At 41.5% G+C, this 11,756-nt stretch carries 8 protein-coding genes and 2 tRNA genes; 6 read left to right on the top strand and 4 right to left on the bottom strand.

The features are described from left to right. Positions 1 to 97: 97 nt before the first annotated feature. Positions 98 to 1,249: a cyclopropane fatty acyl phospholipid synthase gene (cfa, locus tag Xhom_RS20280; protein ID WP_069316035.1), complete on the top strand. Its 1,152-nt coding sequence runs from the start codon at positions 98 to 100 to the stop codon at positions 1,247 to 1,249. A gap of 112 nt (positions 1,250 to 1,361) precedes the next feature. Here cfa and Xhom_RS20275 read toward each other — a convergent pair whose 3' ends face one another. Beyond that, positions 1,362 to 2,012 (bottom strand): riboflavin synthase, encoded by a 651-nt coding sequence (locus Xhom_RS20275; RefSeq protein ID WP_069316036.1) that lies wholly within the window; start codon positions 2,010 to 2,012, stop codon positions 1,362 to 1,364. Between the two features lie 354 nt (positions 2,013 to 2,366). On the opposite strand from Xhom_RS20275, the gene Xhom_RS20270 reads away from it, so the two are divergent. The 5 genes from Xhom_RS20270 to Xhom_RS20250 all read left to right on the top strand — a co-directional run bounded on the left by Xhom_RS20270 (position 2,367) and on the right by Xhom_RS20250 (position 6,718). Then, positions 2,367 to 3,740 (top strand): MATE family efflux transporter, encoded by a 1,374-nt coding sequence (locus Xhom_RS20270; protein ID WP_069316037.1) that lies wholly within the window; start codon positions 2,367 to 2,369, stop codon positions 3,738 to 3,740. Between the two features lie 159 nt (positions 3,741 to 3,899). After that, a tRNA-Val gene (locus tag Xhom_RS20265) sits at positions 3,900 to 3,976 on the top strand. Positions 3,977 to 4,022: 46 nt separating this feature from the next. Beyond that, positions 4,023 to 4,099 (top strand) — tRNA-Val (locus Xhom_RS20260). Between the two features lie 497 nt (positions 4,100 to 4,596). Next, a complete protein-coding gene (gene pykF / locus Xhom_RS20255) occupies positions 4,597 to 6,006 on the top strand; it encodes a pyruvate kinase PykF (RefSeq protein ID WP_069316038.1) in 1,410 nt (469 codons plus the stop codon). Positions 6,007 to 6,481: 475 nt separating this feature from the next. Then, positions 6,482 to 6,718, top strand: coding sequence for a major outer membrane lipoprotein (locus Xhom_RS20250; RefSeq protein WP_069316039.1), 237 nt, complete (start codon positions 6,482 to 6,484; stop codon positions 6,716 to 6,718). A 114-nt stretch (positions 6,719 to 6,832) separates the two neighbouring features. On the opposite strand, the gene Xhom_RS20245 is transcribed toward Xhom_RS20250, so the two are convergent. The 3 genes from Xhom_RS20245 to ydiJ all read right to left on the bottom strand — a co-directional run bounded on the left by Xhom_RS20245 (position 6,833) and on the right by ydiJ (position 11,587). Then, on the bottom strand, positions 6,833 to 7,897 hold the full coding sequence (locus Xhom_RS20245) for a L,D-transpeptidase family protein (protein ID WP_069316040.1): 1,065 nt from the start codon (positions 7,895 to 7,897) through the stop codon (positions 6,833 to 6,835). 208 nt (positions 7,898 to 8,105) lie between these two features. Continuing rightward, entirely contained in the window at positions 8,106 to 8,519 is a 414-nt protein-coding gene (locus tag Xhom_RS20240; protein ID WP_069316041.1) for a hotdog fold thioesterase, read from the bottom strand. Continuing rightward, positions 8,516 to 11,587 (bottom strand): D-2-hydroxyglutarate dehydrogenase YdiJ, encoded by a 3,072-nt coding sequence (gene ydiJ / locus Xhom_RS20235; protein WP_069316042.1) that lies wholly within the window; start codon positions 11,585 to 11,587, stop codon positions 8,516 to 8,518. Before ydiJ ends, Xhom_RS20240 begins: the two co-directional genes overlap by 4 nt. Positions 11,588 to 11,756 lie beyond the last annotated feature (169 nt).

The following is an 11,756-nucleotide window of genomic DNA, read 5'->3' as shown; positions in this document are numbered from 1 at the left end:
TATATTTTTCTAAACAAGCCCTCGTGGTTTTAAATAAAGATAACATCAGCTAAAAAGTGACACCTCAAAATTCCATCACACAAATGTTGGAGAGTATATGAGTTCATCTTTTGTTGAAAGTCAAAAAACAATAACTAATTCTTGGCATAGAATTGCTCATGAATTGCTTCAAGATGCTGATATTGAAATCAACGGCAAACGTCCTTTCGATATCCAAATCAAAAACCCTGACTTTTACAAGCGAGTATTAAAAGAAGGTTCTTTGGGACTGGGTGAAAGTTATATGGATGGCTGGTGGGAATGTGAGCGACTTGATATTTTCTTCCATAAAGTATTACGTGCTGGTTTAGAGCATCGTATTCCCAAAAGTACTAAAGATATTTTGCAGATATTCATATCTCGTATATTTAATCTACAAACGCCTAAACGTGCATGGATTGTTGGTGAAGAACACTATGATTTAGGTAACGATCTTTTTACCCGAATGCTTGACCCACATATGCAATATTCCTGCGGCTACTGGAAAAACGCCAATACATTGGAAGAAGCCCAATCCCATAAGCTCCATCTAATTTGCGAAAAACTACAACTATCACCGGGTATGACATTATTAGATATCGGCTGTGGATGGGGTGGACTGGCAGCCTATGCTGCGGAAAATTACGGTGTATCTGTCACGGGGTTAACAATTTCCGCAGAACAGCAGAAATACGCCCAAGAGCGCTGCAAAGATCTTGACGTCAAAATTATCCTTGAAGATTATCGCAACCTGAATCTCCAATTTGATCGCATTGTTTCCGTCGGTATGTTTGAACACGTTGGCCCTAAAAATTATGCTCATTATTTCAGTATAGTGAAAAAGAATCTGAAACCAGATGGTTTATTCCTTCTTCATACTATCGGCTCCAATCGGGATAAACTGGGCGTCGATTCATGGATTAGCAAATATATTTTCCCTAATGGCTGCTTACCATCAATTGGAAAAATTGCCAAAGCGAGTAATGGAAAGTTTGTCATGGAAGATTGGCACAACTTTGGCGCAGATTATGACCGGACGCTCATGGCATGGTATGAGCGATTTATTACAAGCTGGCACGAAATAGAACATAACTACAGTCCGCGATTCAAACGGATGTTCAGTTATTATTTGAATGCCTGTGCAGGTGCATTCCGAGCAAGAGACATTCAGCTATGGCAGATCATATTCAGCCAACAAGGCGTTGAAAACGGGTTAAGAGTCCCCAGATAGAGAATTTCTCTCTGAATGACATTCAAAAAGCTACAGAAATAAGATTTCTGTAGCTTTGGTGTTCTATTTAAATTGGTTGCGACAAACCCTTTAACACAACTTAAAGGTATTTTTATTGTTCTTCAACCTGTGTCTGCGACAGTAATCTTTCTTGCTCTTTCTGTGCCATGATTCGTTCAACGGTATCTACGATCACTTGAGTCTGCGGATCAATTTCAATATTGACCTTTTCTCCAAGGCGTTTTTTACCCAACGTTGTACGTTCCAGTGTTTCTGGGATCAAATGAACACAAAAACGATTATTCACTACATCCCCAATTGTCAGACTAATTCCATCAATACCAATAAAGCCTTTATGCAGGATATAACGCATCAATTGTTTGTCGTGAATTCGAAACCAGATTTCATGATTATTTTCTGAAGTAAATATCTTGGCAATTTCAGCAGTTGTAATAACATGACCGGACATCAAATGGCCGCCGATTTCATCACCAAATTTAGCCGCCCTTTCCAGATTGACTAGGTCACCTACATTAAGTTTACCGAGATTGGTCAGACGCAGCGTTTCTTTCATTAAATCAAAGCTAATCAAATCGCCGTCTATTTTAGTTACAGTCAAGCAACAACCATTGTGGGAAACTGAAGCCCCTGTTTCAATTCCGGGTGATAATTCAGCCGGAAATTTAACAATGTGGGTCCGAAAATTCATTTTCTCGTCAATGGCAACAATCGGTGCTTTTCCCTGAACAATACCTGTAAACATGGGAACCTCTTTAATCATTTTTGCATAATAAGTTAGTTTAACCCACTCATCGCTTTTAAACACGTTTTCTGTTGAGTATAGCGCTTATTATTGAGTATAGACCCGATAGAGTTCAAGTTGCATTGAGGCGGCACGTGAGCTGATCTTCAGGAGCATAGATTACCCTATGTTTATAACTAAACTATGTGACTATGGTGAATGAACGAAGCCAACAAAGAAGTGGAATAATTGGCTTAATAAAATGAGTTCTATACAATGACCGAGCTTTTAGGCGATACATTTTCCACTAATGTCGTTTGCTCGCAGAAATACTTCTTATTTTCCAGTTAATTTTTAATCAAAAAGGTGTAGTACGTGCAGAAATATTTAAATGAAGCGCGTAGTTTGCTCGCTTTAGGGATCCCCGTCGTCATCGCACAATTTTCACAAACTGCGATGGGGTTCGTCGATACAGTCATGGCTGGTAAAGCTAGTGCTGTTGAAATGTCAGCGGTTGCTGTTGGTACATCAATCTGGCTGCCAATTATTCTGTTTGGTCAGGGTTTATTGTTAGCTTTAACGCCAATTGTGGCACACATGAATGGCTCCAGCCAAAGAAAAAATATTGCAGGTCAGATCCAACAGGGTTTTTGGCTTGCTGCGTTCCTTTCTGTCTTAATCATTACAATATTGTATAACAGTCGGTTTATTATAGAAGCACAGCATAATGTCGATCCTGTTTTAGCACAAAAAGCAACGGATTTTATCCATGCTATTATGTGGGGAGCGCCCGGTTATTTGTTCTATCAGGTTTTACGCGGTCAATGTGAAGGATTATCGAAAACCAAGCCAGGAATGGTCATCGGTATTATGGGGTTATTGGTCAATATTCCCGTTAACTATATTTTCATTTACGGCAAATTTGGTGCTCCAGAGTTGGGTGGTGTAGGCTGTGGTGTAGCAACCGCAACAGTCTATTGGGTCATGTTCCTGCTGCTGCTTGCATATGTGAAACACTCTCCTTCCCAAAAAGATATTCATACATTTGATAATTTTACAGCGCCTAAATGGGGGACCCAAAAACGTATTATATTGCTTGGGTTACCTATCGCGCTGGCAATGTTCTTTGAGGTTACACTATTCGCTGTTGTGTCACTGTTGGTCTCTCCGCTTGGTGTTGTAGCCGTCGCAGGGCATCAAATATCACTCAATTTCAGCTCCATGATGTTTATGTTCCCACTGTCACTGGGCATCGCTGCAACCATCCGCGTAGGCCATAACCTTGGGCAGAAATCAACTGAAGGAGCTAAAATAGCAGCTTACACCAGTCTTGCTGTTGGTTTAATCATTGCCTGTTTAACCGCTACTTTCACAATATTATTCCGCGAGCGGATCGCATTTATGTACAACGATAATATTGAAGTTGTCATTCTTGCCTCTCACTTGATGCTATTTGCGGCTATTTACCAACTTTCTGATACCGTCCAAGTTATTGGATCCGGAGTATTGCGTGGGTATAAAGATACACGTTCTATCTTCTTTATCACCTTCATTGCCTATTGGATTTTAGGGTTACCTAGTGGCTATATTCTGGCACTAACTGATTATGTCACTAAACCGATGGGACCACAGGGCTTCTGGATTGGTTTTATTATCGGTTTAACCGCAGCCGCGATCATGATGGGCTATCGAATTTTGTGGACACAAAAACAGTCAGTCCATTCTGTCCTGAAACGATCCACTCGATGACATTGTATATTTAGTTATCAACTTAAGGGGAAAAGCTGCAAATTCATGCTAAAAGATGTAAATGCGAGCAGTCAAACAAGAATTTGCATTTTTTCCCTTGCCAGAAGGCTTAGTGCCCGTTAATATTCTTTCCCGTTGTCAGCCATGATGATTTAGATTGCGTCCGTAGCTCAGTTGGTTAGAGCACCACCTTGACATGGTGGGGGTCGGTGGTTCGAGTCCACTCGGACGCACCAAAATCAGGTTGAAAATATTTTTTTTCAAAAATATAGAACATTATGTGCGTCCGTAGCTCAGTTGGTTAGAGCACCACCTTGACATGGTGGGGGTCGGTGGTTCGAGTCCACTCGGACGCACCATATCTTAATATATTCCTCTAATTATCTTAAAATCACTTTTCCCCTGTTCCTTTTTGTTGCTTTATCTTACTTGTATAAACCTATTGTTACTTAATCCATTTCGCTTATTAAAAATTCAATTACATCCCGTTTGCACAACAACCCTATGATTTTTTTAACATCGCTCTAATTATTTTGTCCTTTCCTGATGTAAATCTGTTCGAGAACCATTTTTTTGATTCATTTCACAGAAATTAGTCTCTATAATACGCTTCTGTCATAAGTTGAATGGTTTCAGCCAATTGGTTTACCGAGTCCAGAAAAAATTACAGATGATTAATCGATCCAAGTCCACATGTCTAAACATGTTTGACTTCATACTAAACAAATCATTCGACGCGTTCTGCTACCCGTTTTCTATTATGTTGCGTAACTTATAACACCAGATGATGCTGGCATAAATGTCAATGGTTGGCGATTCACTCTTTTAATCCATTAAAACCAGTAGATAGATTGTCATGAAAAAAACCAAAATTGTTTGTACTATCGGGCCGAAAACAGAATCCGAAGAAAAATTAACTGAGCTGCTCAATGCCGGCATGAATGTAATGCGCCTAAATTTCTCTCACGGTGACTACGAAGAACACGGTCAACGCATTAAGAATATTCGCGCAGTCACAGCGAAAACAGGCAAAAAATCAGCAATTCTACTGGATACTAAAGGTCCTGAAATCCGCACCATGAAATTGGAAGATGGCAATGACGTCTCCCTAACTGCGGGCCAGACTTTCATCTTTACAACAGATAAATCCGTCATTGGCAATCAAGATCGTGTCGCTGTGACTTATGCTGGTCTGCCAGAAGATCTCACACCAGGCAACACAATATTAGTTGATGATGGTTTGATCGCAATGACAGTCAAAGATATCACCGCAACTGAAGTCATTTGTGAAGTATTGAACAACGGTGATTTGGGCGAAAACAAAGGCGTTAACTTGCCAAACGTTTCTATCAACCTACCTGCATTAGCAGAAAAAGACAAACAAGACCTCATTTTCGGTTGCGAGCAAGGCGTAGATTTCATCGCTGCCTCTTTCATACGTAAGCGCTCCGATGTACTGGAAATCCGTGAACATTTGAAAGCTCACGGCGGCGAACATATCCAAATCATTTCCAAAATCGAAAATCAGGAAGGTCTGAATAACTTCGACGAAATTTTGGAAGCTTCAGACGGTATCATGGTTGCCCGCGGTGATCTGGGCGTTGAGATCCCAGTAGAAGAAGTCATCTTCGCTCAAAAAATGATGATAGAAAAATGTAATTTAGCTCGTAAAGTTGTTATCACTGCAACTCAAATGCTGGATTCTATGATCAAAAACCCACGCCCTACTCGCGCTGAAGCAGGTGACGTTGCCAATGCTATTTTAGATGGTACTGACGCAGTGATGCTTTCTGGTGAAAGTGCGAAAGGGAAATATCCAGTTGAAGCAGTATCCATCATGGCAACCATCTGTGAACGTACAGATCGCGTCATGACCAGCCGGATTGAAAATACCAAAACCCAGAAACTGCGTGTTACCGAAGCAGTCAGCCGTGGTGCTGTTGAAATTGCAGAAAAATTGGAAGCGCCACTGATCGTTGTAGCAACTTATGGCGGCAAATCAGCAAGATCTATCCGCAAATATTTCCCTAACGCACCGATTCTTGCTTTGACCACAAATGAAATCACTGCCCGCCAATTACTGTTGGTTAAAGGTGTTTCAACTCAAATTGTCAAAGAAATCGCCTCTACAGATGATTTTTACCGCATTGGTAAAGAAGCTGCTCTGGCAAGTGGGATGGCGAATAAAGGTGATATCGTTGTCATGGTATCCGGTGCACTGGTACCAAGTGGTACAACAAACACCTCCTCTGTTCACGTGCTTTAAGACTTCGTGATTTTGAATAGCTCTGCTGCCTAAAATTGGGCAGCACTGTCAATCATGAATCAGGCTCATATTTGCCTTACATCAAATTGGGCCTTTTTATATTGTTGGCTGTGTCCCCAGAGATTCATTCACTCGCCTACTCAAGGTAAAAGAATATAGAAATAATTCTCATTAGTTTATTGATAATTATTCAATTACTTCTCTACCGTAAAATAGACAATTAGTGCTCTCGCTGATAACGCTAAAAAATAAAAGTGGAATATACATCACCTAGCAGTTATGTTTGTTATGCTTGCCTTACTTAAATCACCCATACCTCTATCGTTTTATTGTCACTATTCAAAAATTATTAGCTTATATTTAGATAAAGATCAGTAGAATTTTTTTCGTAGCAAAAATTTATTCTCTTTCTAAAATAGTTTGTGTAATACTTAGATAGCTACTTGGAGATTAACTTAATCTAGAGGGTATTGTAATGAATCGTACTAAAGTACTACTTGGTGCAGTAATTCTGGCTTCTACTATGTTAGCGGGTTGTTCGAGCGCGACTAAAGTTGAACAGCTTGCCTCTCAGGTTCAAACTCTGGGTTCTAAAGTTGACCAGCTGAGCAATGACCTTAGTTCTGTTCGCTCTGATGTGCAATCAGCTAAAGACGAAGCAGCTCGTGCAAATCAACGCCTTAATAACCAAGTTAAGTCGTACAAGAAATAAACTTGGTGCAAATAACAAAAATGGCGTACATTTGTACGCCATTTTATCTCTAAGACATCCGCTACTACACCTGACTTAAACCAAAATTCTGCCTTTTTCTCTATTATTAGGGAGTTAGTTTTCGGTTTGATAAACCGGTTTCGGTTGATGAAGTGGAGAAAATTTAACCAATTTAATTTCAGGATAGATTGCTTCTCGATTTTCAACAGGCTTCGAAATGTCTAGTTCCTTTAGCTTGCTTGAAACTTGATCTTTATTTACCAGCTCTGGAATTCCTGAACGGTGTATAATTGCTTGTTCGATGAGAGCCTCATCCGTCTGACGATTATCAATGAATTTCATCAAACCTTCAGAGCGCTGAATTGGCATGCTTTGTGGATCATCTGTCTCTTTTTTAGAAAGTGGCTGATGAACTTCGATATAACGTTTACCGTCTGGCTCGACTGCATATTTCACTGGTTCATTGATGATTTGAACTCGCGTTCCTCGCGGAACAGAGCGGAACAAAGCCTCAATGTCATCAGGCCGCAAGCGAATACATCCCGAACTGACACGCATTCCAATGCCAAAATTCGCATTGGTACCATGAATCAAGTATTCGCCCCGTCCAGCCGCCAAGCGTAAGGCAAAGTCTCCCATTGGATTTTCAGGGCCAGCAGGCATCACGGCAGGCAAAATGATTCCCCGACTAGCATAATCTTTGCGAATATTGGCGGTTGGGGTCCATGTCGGATTTTTGATCAACTGACTGACTGACGTTGTCATTGTTGGTGTATCGCGCCCAAGCTGACCTATCCCAATAGGATACACAATGACATGATTTGCCCCTGTGGGAAAATAATAGAGTCTTAGCTCAGCCAAATTGATAATGATACCCTGACGAGGTGTATCCGGCAGCAGCATCTGTGACGGAATAACCAGTTCAGTACCAGCCTTCGGTAAATATGGATCGACACCAGGATTGGCCTCCAACATTGCTAATAAACCTATTTGGTATTTAGCTGCAATGGACTCCAACGAAAGCCCATCATCAGGTACAATATAGATGGATCTTTCACCAATAAGGCGACTGCTAACAGGTGGCAATGGGTATTCGACAGAATGGGCAATATTAGCCAATCCACTTAACGATAATATCCCAATCAAGAACACGCCGATAAAAGTTAAAAATCGCTTCATACATGCTTCCTGAAATGATACATAAGTGCTGGTGGTTAATTAATAGACTATTTTACGAGACTATTCTATCCCATTCACGGCATTCAAAGAGTAATTCTAACTATCTTCAATTCCAAATACCTTCAACGCCAAACACGAATTTTCGTTCCCGTCAGTCCAAAATGCTGACGGGAACGAAAACACAATAAGAAGACTTGATAGGATAACGCTAAGATAAAACAGCCGTCGTCAGGCGAGATGTACAGCATAATTGTTGTTGTTCATTACAGACATCAATCTGCCAAACCTGATGTGACTGGCCAAGATGGACAGGTTTACAAATCCCTTTCACTACGCCTTCACGAACGGACTTAAGATGGTTTGCATTAATTTCCAGACCCACCACCTTTTGTTCGCCTTCTGAACAGAGATACCCTGCAAACGAGCCGAGTGTCTCAGCCAATACCACGGATGCTCCACCATGCAGTATACCAAATGGCTGTTTAGTCCGTTGATCGACTGGCATTACTCCTTCAATAAAATCATCACCAAGCTGGGTAATCTCGATCCCTAAATACCCCACTATACACTCACTATTCATTTGATTAAGCATATTCACGTCTATATTACGCTTCCAAATCACGGCATTATCTCCAATAAGGCTTGCAATGGATGTTTAAGTTGCTTTCCTTCTATACGTTTCACCTGACTTCGACACGAATACCCTGTGCTCAGACAATGCTCCAGAGTCCTATTTTTCATCGCCGGCGCCCATGAAAGGCTATAGATACCAACCGAGTTCTCCAGATTTTTCTTTTCATGGCCATATGTCCCCGCCATGCCACAACATCCCACACTGACATTATTCAATTGATGACCAAAATGACGGAAGATATCGCCCCACTGTTTACCGCTATTAGGAAGAGCAGTGACTTCGGTACAGTGTCCCAATAAATGCCACTCATGACGGGATATTGAACCATCAAGTTTATCTTGTGCCACTCTCTCCGGCAGGATACTGATTAACCACTCATGAACTAATTGGACTTGAAAATTTCCCCTTTGTTCACCAAGAATATCGTTGTATTCATCTCGATAACAAAGCACTAAAGCTGGATCGACGCCTACCATAGGAATATTCAGGCGGGCCACTCGATTAAGAAAATCGGCCGTTTTCCCCGCTGTATTGGCAAACCGACTCAAGAACCCTTTGACATGTTGAGCTTTCCCATTGGGTGAAAATGGCAGCAAAACGGGTTTATACCCTAACTTTTCCGCTAATTGCACAAAATCAGCGACGACCTTCGCATCGTGATAACTTGTGAATGGATCTTGAACAATTAACACATGCTGATCACGCTGAAATGGAGATAGTGTTTCCAACTGTTCTAATGTCATCCTTGTTGCATAATGCCCTGAAAGCTGCTGTTGTAATGTTGGATGGGAAAGTAACGGCAAATCAACCATGCCGATGGTATGCCGGCTGATTTTTTGTACCCAGGGTTGTTTCAAGAAAAAATTAAATACCCGGGGCGCTTTTGCCATCAACGGTGTACTATGCTCAACATTAGCAACGATATGATCACGTAACGGACGCAGATAACGGCTGTAATAAAGAGCCAGAAAACGTGAGCGGAATGATGGCACATCAATCTTGATCGGGCATTGTGTTGAACAAGCTTTGCAAGCTAAGCAGCCTGACATCGCCTCTTTCACTTCATGTGAGAAATCATATTCGCCTTTCCATGCCTGCCAACTATGCCGGGTTTTTTCAATCAATCCCCGCAAACTGGGGCGTGCCTGCTGTAATCCTTGTTCTAATAACTTAGGCTCAACTCCCTGTTCCGTCAAAAGTCGTAACCATTCCCTGACAAGGGTAGCTCTGCCTTTAGGAGAATGTATGCGATGTTGACTAATTTTCATGGAGGGACACATTGGGCTTTTGACATCAAAATTGAAGCACAAGCCATTGCCATTACATTCCATTGCACCACGGAATGCGGTTCTCACATTAACCGGAATTGTACGGTCATACGTTCCACGTTTAGCCGCATCGACTTTCATCATCGGCGCATCAATTCCAATCGGTGGGCAAATTTTTCCTGGGTTCAATCGATTAAGTGGATCAAAAGCTGCTTTTATTCGGCGCAGTTCGTCATATAGGGTTTTGCCAAAAAAAGCGGGGCTATATTCTGCCCGAAATCCCTTACCATGTTCACCCCATAGCAAACCGCCATACTTAGCCGTCAAATGCACTATCTCATCGGAAATTTTCTTCATCAAAATTTCCTGTTGAGGATCACACATATCCAATGCAGGGCGCACATGCAAAACACCGGCATCTACATGCCCGAACATGCCGTAATTAAGTTTATGCCCATCCAAAAGCTGGCGAAATTCAGCGATATAATCAGCAAGGTATTGGGGAGGAACACAAGTATCTTCAACAAATGGAATAGGTTTGGCAGAACCTTTGCTATTACCAAGCAAACCAACCGACTTTTTCCGCATGGCATAAATACGTTCGATATCTACTAAATCATGGCAGATCTGATAACCAATGATGCCCGCCTGATTTTTTGCCATCAATCCATCAAGGCGCAAGCAGAGATCATTAAGCTGCTGATCGATTTTCTGCTCATTATTGCCACTAAACTCAACAATATTAAGCCCTTGCATATCTTTATTTGGTACATCAGTAATCAATTCTTTCACTGAATGCCAGATGATATCTTCACGCGCTAGATTCAGTACCTTAGAATCCACCGTTTCAACTGAAAGTGCTTTGGCTTCGACCATAAAAGGGGCATTGCGCAGAGCAGAATCAAAAGAGTCATATTTGACATTCACTAACCGCCTAACTTTTGGCAGCGGTGTAATGTCCAGAGTAGCCTCTGTAATAAAGGCTAATGTACCTTCAGAGCCCGTTAAAATGCGCGTGAGGTTAAACGTCTGCATATCGTCACTGAACACATGACGCAAGTCGTACCCTGTCAAAAACCGATTAAGTTTAGGAAATTTCTCAATAATTAACTTCCGTTGTTCCCGGCAGCGTTCCAACACGGTTTTATAGACATGTCCAATGATGTTCTCTTCCTGAGCAATCGATTCCGCCAATACCGTGCTCATAGGTCGGGTGTCGAACATTTCCCCTCCTAATAAAACGGCACGCACACCCAATACATGATCTGAAGTCTTACCATATAACAATGATCCCTGACCGGAAGCATCTGTATTTATCATTCCACCCAATGTGGCGCGGTTACTGGTTGAGAGTTCTGGAGAGAAAAAATAACCGAAAGGTTTAAGATATTGGTTAAGTTGATCTTTAATCACACCAGCTTCGACTTTAACCCATCCTTGTTCTAGATTAATTTCCAAAATACGGTTCATGTAGCGGGACATATCCACCACAATTCCATTGTTAAGGGATTGGCCATTCGTACCGGTTCCACCACCACGAGGAGTAAATGTTAGAGTTTGAAAACACTCTTCACCTGCTATCCTTGTTAGCAGTACAACATCGGCACTGGAACGCGGAAACACAACCGCTTGTGGCAATAGCTGATAAATACTATTATCTGTCGCCATCGTCAGCCTATCGGCGTAACTACTGGCTGTGTCTCCTGTAAAGCCGGCTTCTTTCAGTGCAGTCAAATATTCCTGTGCCAGTTCACTGACATGGGGGGCTTGTGATATACGTGGGATCATTGGCTAGTGCCCCTTTTTCTAAATAAGTATCCACATTGCTTTATTTATATACTATCTTGGATAGCGTAACTCAGACAATTTCCTGAGCAAGCAGGCTTTTAACCATATCACAATATTTACCTATTTTGAGCAACCTATGAAACAACGTTATATTTAATTACTATTGTTA

It is taken from the genome of Xenorhabdus hominickii, from assembly GCF_002632725.1.
Classification (GTDB): domain Bacteria; phylum Pseudomonadota; class Gammaproteobacteria; order Enterobacterales; family Enterobacteriaceae; genus Xenorhabdus; species Xenorhabdus hominickii.
This window is presented reverse-complemented; position numbering and strand designations above follow the sequence as displayed.